The organism is Streptomyces sp. NBC_01451, assembly GCF_036227485.1.
In the GTDB taxonomy this organism is placed as follows: Bacteria; Actinomycetota; Actinomycetes; order Streptomycetales; family Streptomycetaceae; genus Streptomyces.
The window spans coordinates 6,256,567-6,274,914 of the sequence record NZ_CP109479.1; the positions used below are offsets into that span (position 1 = coordinate 6,256,567).

17 protein-coding genes are annotated in these 18,348 nt (G+C 69.5%); 4 read left to right on the top strand and 13 right to left on the bottom strand.

Annotated elements, in window-relative coordinates; translation table 11 throughout:
• Nucleotides 1-32 precede the first annotated feature (32 nt).
• Nucleotides 33-428 (top strand): hypothetical protein, encoded by a 396-nt coding sequence (locus OG595_RS27505; RefSeq protein WP_329276551.1) that lies wholly within the window; start codon nucleotides 33-35, stop codon nucleotides 426-428.
• 130 nt (nucleotides 429-558) lie between these two features.
• Nucleotides 559-2,019 carry an aminopeptidase gene (locus tag OG595_RS27510; RefSeq protein ID WP_329276553.1) on the top strand — a complete coding sequence of 487 codons (1,461 nt, stop codon included), beginning with the start codon at nucleotides 559-561 and terminating at the stop codon, nucleotides 2,017-2,019.
• A 77-nt stretch (nucleotides 2,020-2,096) separates the two neighbouring features.
• Here the strand turns inward: OG595_RS27510 and OG595_RS27515 are convergent, their stop codons facing one another.
• The 6 genes from OG595_RS27515 to OG595_RS27540 all read right to left on the bottom strand — a co-directional run bounded on the left by OG595_RS27515 (nucleotide 2,097) and on the right by OG595_RS27540 (nucleotide 9,024).
• Entirely contained in the window at nucleotides 2,097-2,675 is a 579-nt protein-coding gene (locus tag OG595_RS27515; RefSeq protein ID WP_329276555.1) for a GTP-binding protein, read from the bottom strand.
• Between the two features lie 25 nt (nucleotides 2,676-2,700).
• Complete coding sequence (locus OG595_RS27520; protein ID WP_329276557.1) at nucleotides 2,701-3,090, bottom strand: DUF742 domain-containing protein; 390 nt, start codon at nucleotides 3,088-3,090, stop codon at nucleotides 2,701-2,703.
• Nucleotides 3,087-3,515 (bottom strand): roadblock/LC7 domain-containing protein, encoded by a 429-nt coding sequence (locus OG595_RS27525; protein WP_329276559.1) that lies wholly within the window; start codon nucleotides 3,513-3,515, stop codon nucleotides 3,087-3,089. Before OG595_RS27525 ends, OG595_RS27520 begins: the two co-directional genes overlap by 4 nt.
• Complete coding sequence (locus OG595_RS27530; protein ID WP_329276561.1) at nucleotides 3,512-6,061, bottom strand: sensor histidine kinase; 2,550 nt, start codon at nucleotides 6,059-6,061, stop codon at nucleotides 3,512-3,514. Before OG595_RS27530 ends, OG595_RS27525 begins: the two co-directional genes overlap by 4 nt.
• A 223-nt stretch (nucleotides 6,062-6,284) precedes the next feature.
• On the bottom strand, nucleotides 6,285-6,962 hold the full coding sequence (locus OG595_RS27535) for a hypothetical protein (RefSeq protein ID WP_329276563.1): 678 nt from the start codon (nucleotides 6,960-6,962) through the stop codon (nucleotides 6,285-6,287).
• 214 nt (nucleotides 6,963-7,176) lie between these two features.
• Nucleotides 7,177-9,024 (bottom strand): glycoside hydrolase family 3 protein, encoded by a 1,848-nt coding sequence (locus tag OG595_RS27540; RefSeq protein WP_329276565.1) that lies wholly within the window; start codon nucleotides 9,022-9,024, stop codon nucleotides 7,177-7,179.
• A 488-nt stretch (nucleotides 9,025-9,512) separates the two neighbouring features.
• Here OG595_RS27540 and aroA point away from each other — a divergent pair, with 488 nt between their 5' ends.
• On the top strand, nucleotides 9,513-10,760 hold the full coding sequence (aroA, locus tag OG595_RS27545; protein WP_329276567.1) for a 3-phosphoshikimate 1-carboxyvinyltransferase: 1,248 nt from the start codon (nucleotides 9,513-9,515) through the stop codon (nucleotides 10,758-10,760).
• Between the two features lie 3 nt (nucleotides 10,761-10,763).
• Here aroA and OG595_RS27550 read toward each other — a convergent pair whose 3' ends face one another.
• Nucleotides 10,764-11,576 carry a sugar phosphate isomerase/epimerase family protein gene (locus tag OG595_RS27550; protein ID WP_329276569.1) on the bottom strand — a complete coding sequence of 271 codons (813 nt, stop codon included), beginning with the start codon at nucleotides 11,574-11,576 and terminating at the stop codon, nucleotides 10,764-10,766.
• A gap of 10 nt (nucleotides 11,577-11,586) precedes the next feature.
• Complete coding sequence (locus tag OG595_RS27555) at nucleotides 11,587-12,561, bottom strand: bifunctional helix-turn-helix transcriptional regulator/GNAT family N-acetyltransferase (protein WP_329276571.1); 975 nt, start codon at nucleotides 12,559-12,561, stop codon at nucleotides 11,587-11,589.
• Between the two features lie 248 nt (nucleotides 12,562-12,809).
• On the opposite strand from OG595_RS27555, the gene OG595_RS27560 reads away from it, so the two are divergent.
• Nucleotides 12,810-14,237: an alkaline phosphatase family protein gene (locus OG595_RS27560; protein ID WP_329276574.1), complete on the top strand. Its 1,428-nt coding sequence runs from the start codon at nucleotides 12,810-12,812 to the stop codon at nucleotides 14,235-14,237.
• 87 nt (nucleotides 14,238-14,324) lie between these two features.
• On the opposite strand, the gene OG595_RS27565 is transcribed toward OG595_RS27560, so the two are convergent.
• The 5 genes from OG595_RS27565 to OG595_RS27585 all read right to left on the bottom strand — a co-directional run bounded on the left by OG595_RS27565 (nucleotide 14,325) and on the right by OG595_RS27585 (nucleotide 18,059).
• Nucleotides 14,325-14,771 (bottom strand): hypothetical protein, encoded by a 447-nt coding sequence (locus OG595_RS27565; protein WP_329276575.1) that lies wholly within the window; start codon nucleotides 14,769-14,771, stop codon nucleotides 14,325-14,327.
• A 105-nt stretch (nucleotides 14,772-14,876) separates the two neighbouring features.
• Nucleotides 14,877-15,512: a hypothetical protein gene (locus OG595_RS27570; RefSeq protein WP_329276577.1), complete on the bottom strand. Its 636-nt coding sequence runs from the start codon at nucleotides 15,510-15,512 to the stop codon at nucleotides 14,877-14,879.
• A 172-nt stretch (nucleotides 15,513-15,684) separates the two neighbouring features.
• On the bottom strand, nucleotides 15,685-16,320 hold the full coding sequence (locus OG595_RS27575; protein WP_329276579.1) for a hypothetical protein: 636 nt from the start codon (nucleotides 16,318-16,320) through the stop codon (nucleotides 15,685-15,687).
• A gap of 2 nt (nucleotides 16,321-16,322) precedes the next feature.
• Nucleotides 16,323-16,763, bottom strand: coding sequence for a hypothetical protein (locus OG595_RS27580; protein WP_329276581.1), 441 nt, complete (start codon nucleotides 16,761-16,763; stop codon nucleotides 16,323-16,325).
• Nucleotides 16,764-17,663: 900 nt separating this feature from the next.
• The gene (locus tag OG595_RS27585; protein WP_329276583.1) at nucleotides 17,664-18,059 is read right to left on the bottom strand and encodes a nuclear transport factor 2 family protein; all 396 of its coding nucleotides are present in this window, start codon (nucleotides 18,057-18,059) and stop codon (nucleotides 17,664-17,666) included.
• Nucleotides 18,060-18,348 lie beyond the last annotated feature (289 nt).

The window sequence follows — 18,348 nt, forward strand, 5'->3', positions numbered from 1 at the left end:
TACGGTAATGCGCGGCAACGGGAGGGGAGACGGTGAGCGCTGGTTGGGTACGGCGGCGCGTGGCACTGGCACTGGCCGTGCTGACCGCGTCCGGGGTGCTCGCCCTCGCGGGCCCGGCCACGGCCGACGCAGCCGCCGGGGCCGCCGCGTGCTCCGGCCGCAAGGTGCGCACGCTGACCTTCTCCACCGGCGAGGTGCGCGTCTACCGGCGCAGCGGCTACATCTGCGCGGTGACCGTGCCCAAGCGGCCGGGCGCCCGCCAGTGGATGTCGGTGAGCGTACGGGCGCGGGGCGGACGGCCGGTCGTCGACGAGGGACTGTTCTCCAAGCGGGCCGGCCCGGTGACCGTGCACGCGGGGCGACGGCAGGTGTGGATCCAGGGGGCGGTCGGCCGGGGATCGGTCAGCTCCGGCTGGATTCGGTGCTGAATCCCCGCCCCGGCCCCTTCCCCGACCCTATTTACCGATCCCCTGCCCGAGGGATTTCCCTATGTCCCCTGGTGCGCCGGTAGTTGCTCCGATAGCTTCCGGCGCACAGATGTTTCATAGGGGAGGGTGCATGCGCAAGGCGCTCAGATGGCTGCTCGCGCTGGCCGTGCTCATCGGCACGGTGAGCACGGCGGGGGCGGCGACCGCCGCTCAGCCGGAAGCCATATCCGGCACCAGAAGCAGTACCAGCACTGCCAGTTCGGACATCAAGGACCAGCTCCTCGCGATCCCGGGCATGAGCCTGATCCAGGAGAAGCCGTACACCGGCTACCGGTACTTCGTCCTCGAATACACCCAGCCGATCGACCACCGGCACCCGTCCAAGGGCACGTTCCAGCAGCGGATCACCGTCCTGCACAAGGACGTCTCGCGCCCGACGGTCTTCTTCACCAGCGGGTACTTCGTCAACACGAACCCCAGCCGCAGTGAGCCGACGCGGATCACCGACGGCAACCAGGTCTCCCTGGAGTACCGCTTCTTCACCCCGTCCCGGCCCGACCCGGCCGACTGGTCCAAGCTGGACATCTGGCAGGCGGCCAGCGACCAGCACCGCGTCTTCACGGCGCTGAAGAAGATCTACGCCAAGAAGTGGCTCTCCACGGGCGGTTCGAAGGGCGGCATGACCGCCACGTACTACGAGCGCTTCTACCCCCGTGACATGGACGGCGTCGTCGCGTACGTCGCCCCCAACGACGTGGTGAACAAGGAGGACTCGGCGTACGACCGGTTCTTCGCGGGCGTCGGTACCAAGGAGTGCCGCGACCGGCTGAACGCCGTGCAGCGCGAGGCGCTCGTCCGCCGGGAGCCGCTGGAGAAGAAGTACGCGGAGGTCGCCGCCGCCGAGGGCTTCACCTTCGACACCATCGGCAGCCTGGACCGCGCGTACGAGGCCGTCGTCCTCGACTACGTGTGGGGCTTCTGGCAGTACAGCCTGCTCGCCGACTGCGAGTCCATCCCGGCGGACGCGAAGAACGCGACCGACGACGACATCTGGACCTCGATCGACACGATCTCCGGGTTCTCCTTCTACACCGACCAGGGCCTGGAGCCGTACACGCCGTACTACTACCAGGCGGGCACCCAACTCGGCGCGCCCACCATCAAGTTCCCCCACATCGAGAAGAAGTACATCCGCTACGGCTACCAGCCGCCGCGCAACTTCGTCCCCCGGGACATCTCGATGAAGTTCCAGCCGCGGGCGATGCGTGACGTCGACAACTGGGTCAGGAACCGTGCCCAGCACATGCTGTTCGTGTACGGGCAGAACGACCCGTGGGGCGCCGAGCGCTTCCGCCTCGGCAAGGGCGCGAAGGACTCGTACGTCTTCACCGCCCCCGGCCTGAACCACGGCGCGAACGTCGCGGGCCTGGTCCCCGAGCAGAAGGCGCTCGCCACGGCCCGCATCCTGGAGTGGGCCGGCGTCGCTACGACGGCCGTCCGGTCGAACCCGTCGGTGGCCAAGCCGCTGGCGACCTACGACGCCCGGCTCGACAGGCGCGACATCGAGCGGGAGCCCACCCTGCGGCCGTGACGACCGTGGAGAACATGGGCAGTTGAACGCCACGCGGCCCCCGGTGACAAGTCACCGGGGGCCGCGTCGTCGGGTGGTCAGCCGCCGATCGCGGTCGGCGGGCGGCCCGCCATCAGCCGGTTGACCAGGGCCACCAGCAGGTCCCGGCTGTCCAGCCGGTCCCGCAGGTCGCCCATGACGACCGGGACGTTCGGGTCGAGGTCGAGCGCGTCCCGCACCTCGTCCACCGTGCGGTCCCGCAGCCCGTGGAAGCAGTTGACGCCGACCACGAACGGGACGCCACGGCTCTCGAAGAAGTCGATCGACGCGAAACTGCTCTCCAGCCGTCGGGTGTCCGCGAGGACCACCGCGCCGAGCGCCCCGTGCACCAGGTCGTTCCACATGAACCAGAAACGTTCCTGGCCCGGCGTCCCGAACAGGTACAGGACGAGCCGGCTGCTCACCGTGATCCGGCCGAAGTCCAGTGCCACGGTCGTGGTGGTCTTCTGCTCGATGCCGTCGAGGTCGTCCACACCCAGGCCCGCGGCGGTCAGCTGCTCCTCCGTGTGCAGGGGCGGGATCTCGCTCACGGAGCCGACCATGGTGGTCTTGCCGACACCGAAGCCGCCCGCGATCAGTATTTTCACCGCGGCGGGCGCGGTGGGCGTCCCGGCCACGGACACCTGTGACCCGGTCTGTTCGTCAGAGTCTGAGTAGGGCATCCTTCACCGCCTGAAGAAGAGTCATGTCGGGTTCCTGGCCGACCGCGACAGCCAGCGGCGGCCGGGCGGTCACCCGGTCGAGCGTGATGAGATCGCCCACGAGGATCTTCGTCACCGCCACGGGCAGGTTCAGCCCGGCGGCGACCTCGGCGAGGGCCACCGGCGTACGGCACTGCCGGAGGATCGTCCGGTGCTCGGGCTGCAGACCCCGGTCGCCGTGGCGTTCGTCCGGCGCGACGGTGGCGATCACCGTGATGAGGGTGAGGTCGTCCCGCACCGAGGCCGTCCGGCCATGGGTGATCGTGTACGGCCTGACCAGGCTCTCCTCGGCCTCATCGTCGTCCGGCGACGCGTCCGCCCAGTGGCTCACTCACGCCCCCCGCCCTCCAGCCGCTGGACCCGGACCTCGGTCCCCAGCCGCTGCCCCACCTGCTGGACGAGGGTGTCCATCGCCACGGCCATCACCTCGGCGTCGACCTCCTGGTCCGCCACGACCGCCAGATGGGTGCCCCGGCCGGCCGCGCTGACGAACAGCCAGAGCTCGTCCAGCTCGATGATGACCTGGCGGACGCCGCCGCCGCCGAAGACCTCGCCGACTCCGCGGGCCAGGCTCTGCTGACCGGTGGCGATGGCGGCCAGGCGTTCCGCGTCGACCCGGGCGACGCTGCTGGACTGGCTCACCACCAGCCCGTCGTCGGACAGCACGATCGCGGCCCGGGTGCCCGGAACCTGGTCGACCAGACGGTCGAGCAGCCAGTCGAGGTCGGAGTTGGTGGCAGTGGTTCGCAGAGTCATCGTCCGTCTTCCTTCCGGGCCCGGTCGGGTCCCGGTGAGGGGTTGGTGGGCTGGTGGCTGGGCTGGTGATCGGTGTCGGGCCTGAGCCGGGCGGCCCTGGACTGGCGCTGGAAGGCACCGACGGTGGCACCGGAGCGGGTGCCCGTCCGGCGGGGGAGGGGCTGCGCCCCGGTGCCGGGGCCGGTGCGCCGGGGTTCGGTGCCGTACGAGGGCGGAGCCTCCCGGAGTTCGGTGGCGAGACTGGCCTGCCGGACGCGCCGGGGCAGGGGGTTCTGGCTCGCGGCGGGGGCGCCCGGAGCGGGTGCCTGGGCGGGGGGCGGCGTGGGGCGGGCCGGCGGTGCCTGCGGTGTGGGCTGCTGTGTCGACGGTGCGATCCAGGGGCCGATGAGCGGACGCGCGTACGTCTCCTGGTCGGCGGCGTGCCCGTCGTGCCCGGTGTGCGGCCGGGGGACATGGCGGGTGGAGGTGTCGGCCGGTCCGCGGAGTGTGAGCGGGTCCGGGACGGGGGCCGCCGGGGGTGCGGGGCGGGTGGGGGCGTGTCCCGGTCCGGTGCGGGCGGTCGCCGCACGCAGCGCGAGCCGGTCCGGGACCGCGGCGGCCTCGGGCCCAGGGGCCGCCGGAAGAGCGACGGGCCGCTCCTGCCCCGGCTGACCGGCGGAGATCAGCTCCGCCGGGACCAGTACGACGACCCGGGTGCCGCCGAACGACGAGGGCCGCAGCTCGACCTGGAGGCCCAGGTTGGCGGCGAGCCTGGCCACGACGTACAGGCCGAGACGGGCGTCGTCGGCGCGGGACATCACGTCCATGCGAGGCGGCGCGGCCATCAGTTCGTTGGCCTCGGCGTACTGCTCCGGGTCCATGCCCATGCCGCGGTCCTCGATCTCGATCGCGACCCCGCGCCCCACCTGGGAGGCGGTCACCTCGACCGGGGTCGGCGGCCGGGAGAAGGACACCGCGTTCTCCATGAGCTCCGCGAGGAGGTGGACCATGGGGCCGACGGCACGCTCCGACAGCCAGGTCTCGCCGTCGGTGTCGATGCGGATGCGCCGGTAGTCCTGCACCTCGCCCTGGGCGGAGCGCATGATGTCCAGCAGGAGGACGGGCCTGCGCCAGCGCCGCTGCGGTGTCCCGCTGCCGAGGATCACCAGGTTCTCCTCGTAGCGGCGCAGCCGGGCCGCCAGGTGGTCGAGGTCGAACAGGCCTTCCAGGACCTCGGGGTCCTCGTGCCGCCGCTGCATCTCGCCGAGACGTTTCAGCTGCATGCCGATCAGCAACTGGGTGCGCCGGGCGATGCGTTGGAGCAGCCGCTCGAAGCCGCGGTACAGCTCGATCTCCCGTACGGCGGTGTCCAGGGCCGAACCGCGGGCCTGGTTGAGGGCCTGGCCGAGCTGGCCGAGTTCGTCGTCGCCGTGCCGGATCTCGGGCAGTTCGGCGTCGGTGTCGACCTTCTCGCCCCTGCGCAGCCGCTCCACGAGGTCGGGCAGCCGCTCCTGGAGTTCGAGGGCCTCGGCGCGCAGACCGAAGATCCGGCGGCGCAGCGTTCCGGTCAGGCGCAGGGAGAGGAACAGCATCAGCAGCACGGCCGCGGCGCTCACGGCGCTGTTGACCATCATGTTGGTCATCAGTCCGTCGAGTTCGTCCTCGGTGGAGGCGACGAGATCACCCGAGTAGGCGTTGCTGGCCCCCAGCAGCTGGGGGGTGATCCCCGCGACGCTCTGCTGCCACTTCTTGCCGAGCGCGGCGGAGACGGCGGTCCTGCCGTCGGCGTCGGCGTCCGCGCTGTTCAGGAGGCTCTGCTCGACCGAGGTCTTCCGTTTCCAGTCGGCGCCGGACAGCACGGCCTGGTAGGCCTTGGTGCGGTTGTCGGGCAGTTGCGGAACGACCTTGTCGCTGTAGATGTGTTCCTGGCTGCCGATCAACTCGGCGATCCGGAAGCGCTGTTCACTGGTGAGTCGGCCGCCGGCCACGCCTGCGGTGATGATCGCGTCCTCGCGCGAGATCATCTCCTGGCCCCACTGCGCGTCGAGGGCCGGCCGGGTGAGGACGGACGTCCCGCCGAAGCCGACGTTGCTGAAGTCCTCGAACAGTTGCATGCTCGATGCGATCACGCCGGTGTAGGCGTCGAACGTCTGCTGCTGGTCGGCGGACCGCTTGTCCACGGCGTCGCGGTGGCCGGGCAGTCCCTTCAGCCCGAGGGTGACCTTTCGGAAGGCGTCGCCGAGAGAGCTGGGCGAGGCGCCGAGCGCGTCGAGGCTGCGTACGGACTTGTCGGTGAGTTCGCGCTGACGTGTCAGCGCGGACCGGTCGCCCTTGGGGTCGGCGAGCGCCGCCGCGCTGAGCCGCCGCTCCGCCTGGAGGTTGAAGAAGACGGTGACGAGCGGGGTGCCGAAGCGTTTCCCCTCCTCGTTGCGGTCGTGGACGGCCTGCCAGTCGCCGTAGAGGTGGGTCGAGTTGATCGCGCCCAGGGCCACCAGGGCCAGACAGGGCACCAGGGCCAGGACGAGGAGGATCGTCCTGAGCGACAACTGGCGCTTCGGAGCCTTCACTTCCTTCGCAGCCCTGGCAGCCTGCGGAGCCCGATCCTGCTGCTGTTGCGCCGTGCGTGCGTGGAGTGCCACAGAGGTTCCCGGCCTGTGAGTGCTGGCGGACTGTCCGAAAAAGAGGGGTCCGCGCCATGACAGGGGGGAGCCTACCGATTCACGAATTCATCACAAGAGTTGTTCCGGTGAATGGGAGCGACTCGTTATTCGGCCGACAAAATGGAATCCGTCATACCGGTTTTGCGCAGCCCACCGGCCTCTCTCCGCCCAGCTGCACGTAAAGGGCGGTGGAAGTGGGGCAGTTGAGGCGTTTGGTGACGGCCTCGGTCACCCGGTACTCCGGCTTCTTCTTGCCTTTCCCGTCGCACGCCGTCTCGCGCACCTCCCCGCGCCCGGCGCTGTACACGCAGTCGCCGACGATCGTGCGCGGGCCTCCGCCGCCGCCCGGGTCGCCGGGGTGCGGGGCCTGGAGGTTGCGCATACACGCGTAGCCCTGCGGGACCGCTCCGTCGCCGTCCTCGTCGGCGGAGGGCCGCTGTTCGCTGATGTGGAGCACGAAGTCGGTGGTCGCCGGGCACGAGGGACCGTCGGTCACCCTGCCGTCGTACCGGGCCACGACCCGGGCCGCCGCCCGCTCACTGGTGCAGGGCACCTCGGTGAAACTGGTGATGCCGAAGGAACTGCACTCGTCGATGGAGAGGAAGACGGTGCCGTAACCGGTGGGCCGGGGCGGTGTGGGCCGCTGGCCGACCGCCGTGCCCTCGGCGGCCCCCGAGGTCGCTCCCTCCGACGAGTCGCCCGCCGAACCGCCCGACGACAGCTGGCATCCGGTCGCCGTGAACACCGCGACCAGGATCAGCAGTGCGCAGGCGATCACCCGCCCGCACACCACTCCCACGGGCCCCATGGACCCCACAGAACGCACTTCGCGCATCGCATCCCCCCGAGTACCCGCGCCCAGCGTCGCCCGCTACGCCAGGGCCACGCCGGAAGTTCAGCGGATTTGCGCCTATTGGGGGTGGTGCGCCGGTTGTGCGGCGTACGGCACGTACGCCTGCTTGCCTCCCGTCGCCGAGCGGTCCTGGTGAAGTCGGGTGGAGCAACCGTGTCCCGCGGCGCGCTCAGTACGACAGTCCGTGGCCGATGGGGTAGAGGACGAGCGTCGGATCGTCCGCCCGCAGCACCGGCACCGGCAGTCTTCCGCGCGGCCGGACCTGCCCCGCGATCACCCGTGCGGCGGCCCGGAGTTCGACGTCGGTCCAGGAGTAGGTGGCCAAGTATGCCTGTACGGCGGGCAGTTGGGCCACATCGTAGGGATTGCGGACGGCGACGCACACCACGGGCCGCCCGGTGGCGAGGAGTTGGGTGACGAGGGTCCGCTGACTGCTCGCGCCGCTCAGGTTGTACGTCCCGACGACCACCGCGTCCGCCTCCCCGGCGGCGGCGACGGCCCGCGCGATGACGGCGGCGGAGGGGGCGGTGCCGGTCGACAGGGCGGTGGCGGTGAAGCCCAGCTCGGTGAGGGCGTTCGCCAGCACGGTGGTAGGCGGCCCGGTGGTACCGGACGGCGAGGCGGGATCGGCCCCGACGACGAGCACCCTCTTGTGGGTCACCCGGGAAAGGGGCAGCACCTTCCCCTCGTTGACGAGAAGGGTGGTGGTCCGCTCGGCGATCCGGTCGGCGGCCAGGAGATGGCCGCGCACACCGACGGCCCGGTCGACCCCGGCATGGGTGACGTACGGGCGGTCCAGCAGTCCGAGCCGGTTCTTGAGCCGGAGGATGCGCAGCAGGGAGGTGTCGAGCCGCGCCTCGGTCAGCTCGCCCTGCCGTACGGCCGTCAGGACGGCGTTCCAGGCGATGTCGATCGACGGCGGGTTGAGCAGCTGGTCGACCCCGGCCTTCAGCGCGAGCACCGGAACGCGGTCGTCCCCGTACTTCTCCCGTACGCCCTGCATGCCCAGCGAGTCGGTGACCACGACCCCGTCGTAGCCGAGCTGCTCCCGCAGGATGCCGGTGAGGATCGGGTGGGAGAGGGTGGCGGGGTCGCCGGAGTCGTCGAGGGCCGGGACCATGATGTGCGCCGTCATGATCGAGTCGATGCCGACGCGGATCGCGGCACGGAACGGCGGCGCGTCGACGGTGCTCCACTGCTCGCGCGTGTGCTCGATGACGGGGAAGCCGTAGTGGCTGTCGACGGCGGTGTCCCCGTGCCCCGGGAAGTGCTTGGCGGTCGCGGCGACGGAGGCCCGCTGGTAGCCCCTGACCTGCGCGGCGACCAGCCCGGCGACGGCCTTCGGGTCGGCGCCGAACGACCGTACGCCGATGACGGGATTGGCGGGGTTGACGTTCACGTCGGCCACGGGTGCGTAGTCCTGGCGGATGCCGAGGGCGCGCAGTTCCGCGCCGCCGATACGGCCGGCGGTCAGCGCGTCGGTGCGTGAGCCGTTCGCGCCGAGTGCCATGGCCCCGGGCAGGAGGGTGGCGGGTCGGCCGACGCGGGCGACGATGCCGTGCTCCTGGTCGGTGGAGATGAGCACCGGCAGCCCGCGGGGAAGGGCGAGCGAGGCCCGCTGGATGCCGTTGCTCAGGTCGGCGATCTGATGCGGATCACGGGTGTTGTGCGCCCAGGAGAAGTAGATGATCCCGCCGACCCGGTACCTGGCGACGAGTTCGGCCGCCGTCCGTACGCCGATCTCCGCGAGGTTGGCGTCGATGTCGGCCTGGTCGGGCGCGGTGGCGGAGTGCCCGTACACCCGCATGACGAACAGCTGGCCGACCTTCTCCTCCAGGGTCATGCGGGCGATGATCCGGCCAAGGCGAGCGTCACTGTCGCCGCGGTCGGACGGATGCGCTTCGCCGCCGAGGGCGAGCGCGGCACCGGTGCCGGCGGTCGCGGCGAGGAGAGCGCGTCTGGAAGGGCGGGTACCGGCCCCGTTCTGCTCGGCGTTCTGCTCAGCTTGGTCGCGCACGAAGGCGCTCCTTCCCTCGTGAAGGAAACTTCCGAGAAGTCACGAATAACCGGGAAGTTTCTTCCAGTCAAGAGTGCGCACGCTAACGCGAGATGGCTGAATGCCCCCGGAAAGGGGGCCGTCACCGGCGCATCGGAGGGGGGCGCACCGGTGACGGCTCGCTGCCGGCCGCAGGCGGTTTGGAGAGGGTGCGTCAGCGATCGCAGCCAGCAGCGAGGCCGACACCGCACAGCGGTGACTCATCCGGCAGTCGTGACGGTTGGACGGGCCGGGGTGGAGGTGGGTTCCCGGATCGTGGCCGATTCCGGGAAGTCGGTACGGGAGTGAACGATGGGGCGAAGCCCCATGGTGGTGCGACAAGCCACGACGGCGCCGCGGTGAACCGACAGCCGGAATCCCGCCCCATTTCCAGCGGAACCCCTCACCGTTCATGGTCCATTTCGCGGACGTTCCGGCGCGTGGGGCGCGGGGCGGGCCAGCATAGGGTCATGGCCGTCGTAGAGATTCCCGGTTCCAAGTCCATCACCGCGCGCGCCCTCTTCCTCGCCGCGGCAGCCGACGGGGTCACCACCCTCGTACGCCCCCTGCGCTCGGACGACTCGGAGGGCTTCGCCGAGGGCCTGGTCGCTCTCGGCTACCGGGTCGGACGAACCCCCGGCGCCTGGCAGATCGACGGCCGCCCGCAGGGCCCGGCGGTCACCGAGGCCGACGTCTACTGCCGCGACGGAGCCACGACCTCCCGCTTCCTCCCGGCCCTCGTCGCCGCAGGCCACGGCACCTACCGCTTCGACGCCTCCCCCCAGATGCGCCGCCGTCCCCTCGCCCCGCTCACCCGTGCCCTGCGCGACCTGGGCGTGGACCTGCGGCACGAGGAGGCGGAGGGACACCACCCGCTGACCATCGCGGCGGCCGGCGTGGCGGGCGGTGACGTCACCCTCGACGCCGGGCAGTCCTCCCAGTACCTCACCGCACTGCTCCTTCTGGGCCCCCTCACCCGCGACGGCTTGCGCATCCACGTCACCGACCTCGTCTCGGCGCCCTACGTGGAGATCACCATCGCGATGATGCGGGCGTTCGGCGCGGAGGTGAGCAAGGAGGGCGACGTCTTCGTGGTCCCGCCGGGCGGCTACCGCGCCACCACCTACGCCATCGAGCCCGACGCCTCGACCGCCAGCTACTTCTTCGCGGCGGCGGCCCTCACCGGCGGCGAGGTGACGGTCCCCGGGCTCGGCACCGGCGCGCTCCAGGGCGACCTCGGCTTCGTCGACGTACTGCGCCGGATGGGCGCGCGGGTGGAGATGGACGCGGACGGCACGACGGTCACCGGCACCGGCGAGCTGCGGGGCCTGACGGTCAACATGCGGGACATCTCCGACACCATGCCCACCCTGGCGGCCCTCGCCCCCTTCGCCTCCGGCCCCGTACGCATCGAGGACGTGGCCAACACGCGCGTGAAGGAGTGCGACCGGCTGGAGGCCTGCGCGGAGAACCTCCGGCGGCTGGGGGTACGGGTGGAGACGGGACCCGACTGGATCGAGATCCACCCCGGTCCGCCCGGCGTGCCCCTCGCCCAGGACACGGACATCAAGTCGTACGGCGACCACCGCATCGTCATGTCCTTCGCGGTGACCGGCCTGCGCACCCCCGGGATCACCTTCGACGACCCGGGGTGCGTACGGAAGACGTTCCCCGGGTTCCACGAGGCGTTCGGTGAGTTGAGGGACGTACTCGGATAGTGCCTAGGCCGACTCGTTGAGCAGCCGGGCGAGGTGCTCGCGGCCCGCGCCCAGCAGGCCCTCCAGGGGGGCGGCGGCCTCGTACCACCGCTTCTCGTACTCCCAGCACAGCCAGCCGTCCCAGCTGTGCCGGGAGAGGATCTCGACGCACTCGCCGAGCGGCAGGACCCCGGCGCCCAGCGCCACCGGGGTGGTGTCCTCGATCGAGGCGATGTCCTTGACCTGCACGTATCCGAGGTGCGGGGAGAGGGCCGCGAAGCTGTCCGTCGGCTGCTCGCCGCCGAGCCAGGTGTGCATGACGTCCCACAGCGCGCCCGCCTGACGGTGTCCGACCGGGCCCAGGATGCGGATCGCGTCGGCGCCCGTGCGATGCGAGTCGTGCGTCTCCAGGAGGATGCGTACGCCGTAGTCGGCCGCGTACTCGGCGGCCCTGCCGAGTCTCCGGGCCCCCGTCGCGTCCGCTTCCTCCGGGCTCTGGTCGGTGCCGTCGCCGGGGGATCCTCCCGGGAAAACCCTGACGAAGGGGGCGCCCAGGTCGCGGGCGAGTTCGAGGAGCGCGCGGAGCTCCGTGAGCACGGGCTCGTCGTCGCCGGGGGCCGCGACGCGCACATACCCGGCGAGGCCGAGGATCTCGACGCCGGACGCCTTGAACTCGGCGGCCACATCGGCCCGTTCGGCCATGCCGAGACCGAGGTGGACGGGTTCTTCGGGATGCGTGCGCAGTTCGACGCCGTGATAGCCGTGGGTGGTCGCGAGCCGCAGGACATCGTGGATGGGGAGACCGGGCACGCCGAGGGTGGAGAACGCCAGTTTCATACGAGGGACCCTATCCGTCACTCCATCTTTCAGTCGTTTCCAGCGCATCCATCGTTTCCGCCGCCGTGTGGAGATCCAGTCGCCAGTCCTGGCCGACCAGGTCCCTGCCGAAGGAGCGGTGGGGCTTCTCGGTGGCGAGGACGAAACCGTGGCGCCGGTAGATGCGGCAGGCGGCGGTGAGCATGTCCTGGGTCCACAGGACGAGGTCGCGGTAGCCGACCTCGCGCGCGAAGCCGACGACGGCCGTGACGAGCCGGTCCCCGATACCGAGGCCGCGCGCCTCCGGCTCGACGAGCAGCAGCCGCAGCCGGGCCGTCCCGGGCGCCTCGTCCCGTACGCACATCACGCATCCGACGGGCCGCCCGTCCAGCTCGGCGATCCACACCCGCTCCAGATGCGGGTCGTGGTCCTCGGCGAAGTCGGCGACGATCCGGGCGACCAGGCCCTCGTAGTCGGTGTTGAAGCCGTACTCGGCCGAGTACAGCGCCGCGTTGCGCTGCACGATCCAGCCCAGGTCGCCGGGGTCGGGCTCACGCAGCACGACGTCCTCACGGCGCGGGGGCCGGCCGTCGGAGAGAAGCGAGCGGACCGTGTGCAGCGCCTCCGAGAGCCGGGGCCGGTCGGCGGCCGGCACGGTGGCGAGCAGTGAGGCGATGGCCTGCGCCGACCGCTCGTTCAACAGGTGGGCGGTCTCGCGTCCGCGCCCGGTGAGCGTGACGTGCCGCCGCCGGGGATCACGCTCGGAGGGCGCCCGCTCGATCAGCTCGTCCTGCTCGAACTTGTTGAGGATACGGCTCAAGTACCCGGCGTCCAGGGTGAGTTCGGCTCGGAGATCGGCGGCGTCGGTACGGGTGGAGTGCGCGAGTTCGTAGAGGACGCGGGCCTCGGTGAGGGTGTAGGGGGCGTAGAGACGGCTGCCGTAGTCGAGAGCGCCGATGACGTTCGTGTAGAAGCGGTTGAAGGAACGGATGTCCTGGACGGACATGGACCACCTCGTGGGGTGACTGCTACTGCGGACAGTTGACTCAGTCAGAGATGTTGCTGTCTTGAGGGTAGAGGCCGGGCGAGGTGTTCCTCAAGACCCGGCAACCGGGCGGCAATGCGCCGCTCCGGTGTCCCACGGCTTGGCCAACCCCATGCCACCCGTTGCTCACCTGTTCATCCGACGCCCCTGACGTCTCTCGCCGGACGGAGCGAAGAGTGGAGGTCCAACAGGCTCAAGAAGGGGCAATCATGGCCGAGTTGACCCGTCGTAGACTCCTTGGCTCCGCCGCGGGCACGCTGGGCGCCGCCGCGGCGCTCTCCCTCCTCCCGCCGAGCGTGCAGAAGGCCGTCGCGGCCGGACCGCCGCGCCACGGCTCGCTCGACGACATCGAGCACGTGGTGATGCTCATGCAGGAGAACCGGTCCTTCGACCACTACTTCGGCACCCTGTCCGGCGTACGGGGCTTCGCCGACCCGCACGCGCCGAAGCTGCCGGACGGCCGCTCCGTCTTCTACCAGCCGGACGCCGTGAACCCGAAGGGGTACCTGCTCCCCTTCCACCTCGACACCCGCACGTCGAGCGCCCAGGCGATCCCGTCCACCAGTCACGCCTGGTCGGTGCAGCACGAGGCGTGGAACGACGGGAGGATGGACCAGTGGCTGCCCGCCCACCGCAAGGCGGACGGCGTCAACGGCCCCTACGTGATGGGCTATTACACGCGCGAGGACATCCCGTTCCAGTTCGCGCTCGCCGAGACGTTCACCGTCTGCGACAACTACTGCTGCTCGGTGTTCGGCCCGACCTGGCCCAACCGCCTGATGTGGATGACGGGGACCATCGACCCCGGCGGCACCCGGGGCGGCCCGATCACCAGCAACGTGGCCCCGGCTCCGTACCGCTGGACGACGTACGCCGAGCGCCTCCAGGCGGCCGGCGTCAGCTGGAAGGTGTACCAGCAGGACGACGACTACGGCTGCAACATGCTGGAGCAGTTCGCGTCGTTCAGGCAGGCGGCACCCGGTTCGGAACTGTACGAGCGGGGCGTGCGCCCGCAGCCGGAGGGCACCTTCGAGGACGACGCCCGCAACGACCGCCTGCCGAGGGTGAGTTGGATCATGCCGACGAGCTTTCAGTCGGAGCACCCGGACTACCTGCCGGCGGCGGGCGCGGACTTCGTGTCGTCGAAGATCGAGGCGATGGCGTCGAACCCGAAGGTATGGAGGAAGACCGCCTTCATCCTCAACTACGACGAGAACGACGGCCTGTTCGACCATGTACCCCCGCCGACCCCGCCCGAGGGCACGGCGGACGAGTTCATCGGCGGTCTCCCGATCGGCGGCGGCTTCCGGGTCCCCGCGATCGTCATCTCGCCCTGGACGGTGGGTGGTTGGGTGTCCTCGGAAGCCTTCGACCACACGTCGGCGTTGCAGTTCCTGGAGCGCTTCACGGGAGTGGCGGAACCCAACATCACCGACTGGCGCCGCGAGACCTTCGGTGACCTCACCTCCGCGTTCCGCTTCCGCGAGGCCCGTCCCCGCCCGCCCGGGCTGCCGCACGACACGGCGGAGCGGCTGGCCCGGGCGAAGGAGGAGGTGGCGACGCTCCCGAAGCCGACGCTGCCGGGGGCGGCGCAGTCGTTCCCGAGGCAGGAGAGGGGGCGTCGGCCGCATCTGTGAGGCGAGGCCGGGGAAGAGCCTCCCGGCCGTGAACCGGCGGTTGCCCGACTCCCGGTGGGGCGGGAGTCGGGCAACCGGGCCGCAGGGTCAGGCCTTGACGTAGAACTGGCTGATGGTGCGGTTCTTGACCTGGAACACGTTGTCGGCGCGCAGCATGCTGTTGCAGACGTCGTCACCGTGCTTGGAGTCGAGGATCTCCTGGGAGAAGTACTCGCAGGTCACGTTTTGCAGCCGCTGCCGGGAACCCCACTTCACACCGAGATTCACGGTCTCCTGTGGAGGGTTCCCGACCCTGTCGGTCCTGTTGATGGCGACGTCGCAGGAGACGCCGTCACTCTTGGGGACCTCGATGACCCGGGACCAGGTGACCTCCTGCTGGCCGTTGTTGTAGTAGCCCTTCCAGTAGTTCCCGCAGATACGGGAGCCCGACTGGGCCTCGGCGGTGCCGGGGACCGCGACCGCGAACAGTGCTCCGGCCGCGAAGGCGGCGGCCGCCATCGTCGCCGTGCGCCGCTTCATGAACTTGAGCTTCATGCGTACTCCTCCAGGAGTGGAGAGCGAAGGGGAAGAGAGGACAGGGGAGGGCAGAGAGCCCCGGGGGATGGGGAGAGAGGGGGGAGGGGAGAGCGAACTGCCGGTTCACATACGGCCGTTGACGGCGTAACCGACCTTTTCCTTCTCGAAGACGTTGCGGGTCCAGTCGCCGAACCTGACGTTTCCGTTCCACTCGTAGGTGGTGCCGCCCTGGCAGCCGCGGTTCGTCTTGACCCAGCCGCCGGCGAAGTCGCCCTGGGTCCAGCGGCGGACCGCCACCTGAACAGGCTGTGCCACGTCGCCGCCCTGGAGATGCACGGTCCAGGTGAAGTTGGTGCTGATCTCGGTGGTCTTCTGGTAGCCGCCGACGAGGGAGACCACGGTGTTGTACCACTTCTTGGAGGGCGAGGTGGCGTTACCGAGGTCGACTCCGCCGCCGATGGCCCAGCCGGTGGTCGTGTTCTTCGACTTCGTCCAGGCGTAGTCGCAGGTCCGGCCGCGCGGGCACTGGAACTCGGTGCCGCGCCACACCCAGTCGTCCCAGGTGTTGCCGGCCCGCTGCCGGGTGATCGAGCGGGTGACGTTTCCGCCGCCGGTGCCGGGGACGATATTGGCCCCGTCGGAATAGCTCTGGCTGAAGCACTGGGTCGCGGCGCTCGCCGTGCCCTCTGTCGTGGCCAGCGTCGCGACGGCGAGAGCCCCGCACATCAGAACGCGATTGAACCAGGTTCTACTGGGCATGCTTGTTTCCTTTCCTGGAAAGGGAATTCGCTGAATGACTTATGAACGCTTCGAGAGAATCACCGAATCACCGAATCACCGAATCACCGGTTCACTGATTCGTCGATTTCAAGATTCACCGAGGCGTTGATACGTCGATACAGTCGACTGGCTGATGCACCGGTACGGCGGCTCACATTCGGCCGTTGACGGCGTAGCCGACCTTTTCCTTCTCGAAGACGTTGCGGGTCCAGTCGCCGAACCTGACGTTTCCGTTCCACTCGTAGGTGGTGCCGCCCTGGCAGCCGCGGTTCGTCCTGACCCAGCCGCCGGCGAAGTCGCCCTGGGTCCAGCGGCGGACCGCCACCTGAACGGGTTGTGCCACGTCGCCGCCGTTGAGATGCACGGTCCAGGTGAACGCAGTGGTCAACTGCGTGGTTTTCTGGTAGCCGCCGACGAAGGAAACCACGGTGTTGTACCACTTCTTGGAGGGCGAACTGGCGTTACCGAGATCGGTTCCGCCGCCGATGGCCCAGCCGGTGGTCGTCGTCTTCGACTTCTCCCACGCGTATTCGCAGGTCCGGCCGCGCGGGCACTGGAACTCGGTGCCGCGCCACACCCAGTCGTCCCAGGTGTTGCCGGCCCGCTGCCGGGTGATCGCGCGGGTGACGTTTCCGCCGCCGGTGCCGGGGACGATATTCGCGCCGTCGGAATAGCTCTGGCTGAAGCACTGGGTCGCGGCGCTCGCCGTGCCCTCCGTCGTGGCCAGCGTCGCGACGGCGAGAACTCCGCACAACAGGACGCGATTCCACCATGTGTTCTTGCGCATGCTCAGTACACCTGCGACATCTCGCGGGGCGTACGGTTCGCCACCTGGCCGATGAGGTCCACCCGGTTCATGTCGAGGCAGGGGTCGTTCCCGTACTTGTCGCTGAACAGATCGCCGAATTCCTCGCAGGTCCAGGACCGTATGGCCTGACGCGGGTTCCACGTCACGGGGCCGTTGTAGCCCGGCAGGCTCCGGCCGTTGATGCTGTTCGTCTTGTCGATGACGCGGAGGCAGATGCCCAAGTCGACCTTGGGCACCTCCAGGACCTTGGCCATGATCCCGACCGTCTCTCCGTTGGCCCGGGCTGCCCAGTAATTCCCGCAGATACGGGAGCCCGACTGGGCTTCCGCCGTTCCGGGCACCGTGACCGTGGTGGCGGCTGCGGCTGTGATCACGAGGGCGGCCAGGACCGCCTTGCGGTTGAACGGGAGTGTGATCGCCACTTTGTCTCCTGACTGTCCACGAAAACGGACCTCCAGTGAGATCCGAATTCGAAGGTTGGGGGGTGGTGGCCATCAATATGGAGCCCTCCGGATGTGAAGTCAATACTTCCGGAACCGTTCGGAGGCGACTTATTTAAATGCTGATTGAATTCTTTTTTCGGGCAGGCGGAAGCGCCCCTTTCGCACCTGTTGAGAAATAGCAGGAAGGTGAGGAAAGAGGTCACGAAAAGGGAAGGGGGCAACGCTGATGAGGCAGGGGTGAAGAGCGGGTGATGTACGACTCCGAAAGAAGGTGGGGGGTCTCTGGAGGTGAATCCGTAAACGCACGGAAGGGCGAAAGTGGAAGAAGCGCAGCATCGAGGGAGGGCAGCACTCTTTTAGTGCCCCCGTCCGAGGACCTCGCGCCCCGTTTTTTGATGTGAAGAAGTCGTGTGGGACTGGTCAAGTCCTGTGGGGAGACTTCTTCGGGGTTATGCGGCTCTGGTTCAGCGCTGATCATGCAGCCATGCGGCACGGTCGTCAAGATCGGGCGTGAACGGACTCAATGAACGAAACACTACCGAGGAGTCACTACCGGGAATTACCGAACCGTACGGTAACTACGTGCTCCAGTCCGGGAGTTGACGGTCCATAACTCCGCGACTTGGTAGGGTGGCCGGGTTCGCGAGAACCGCGATCCGGGATCCCGCGGACCCGGTGTGACGGAGCTGTCTGAGGCAGCGTCAGCAACCCGGCTCGGCGGGCTGCCGCCACTTCGCCGTGGTGCCGACCGGCCGGCATGGGGACGACGGCGTGAAGGGCGAGGTGCCCGAAGCGACGCCGGGGCACCCCGCCGGAGGGTCCGGACGGTCCGGCGGGTTCAGACGGTCCCGATGGTCCGGACGGTCCAAAAGCCGTGACTCAGGCCCAGAACTCGTTGCTGCGATCGATGTCCTCGACGCACTCGTCGAGGTCGGTGATCTTGTCCCCGACGATCCGGAAGACGATGGCGCCGGGCTCGTCGATCCGTCGGCCCTGGCGCTCGGCGGTGAAGCGGTGCACGGCGACCACGTGCCCCCGGCCGTCGACAAGGACGTTCGTCAGGGCGACGCGCATGGTCCCGGCCGTCTCCTCGCCGAGCCGACGGTACATGTCGATGATCGCGTCCTGGCCCTTGAAGTCCCCGGACAGGGGATGGCTACCGGGCACGTGGTGCGTGGCGTCCGCCGCCATCATTCCGCGCAGGGTGTCCATGTCACCGCGCGAGAAGGCGTCGAAGCCCTTGCGAATGAGGGCCGCGTGCGGGTGCTCAGTCATGATGATCGCCACCTTTCGGTGTGTGGGCGATGTCCGACCGACGGGGCCCATTGTCCTCGGGTTCGAGGTGGTACGCAGGTCAGGAGCAGGTAGCTCGTGCCTCCACCGTTCCCTGCTCCGCCCTCGGCCGCTGCGTCGTGCGGCGCCCCGACCGGCTGTCGGGGAGAACCGGCCAAGGGCACCGAACCCGCCCTGGACGGGAAACCAGGGCAGGTGTCACCGGACGGTTGCCACAGAGCGGGTGTCACAGGGGGCGCCCTGGCACCCGCTGTGGGTTACGCGTGGCCCG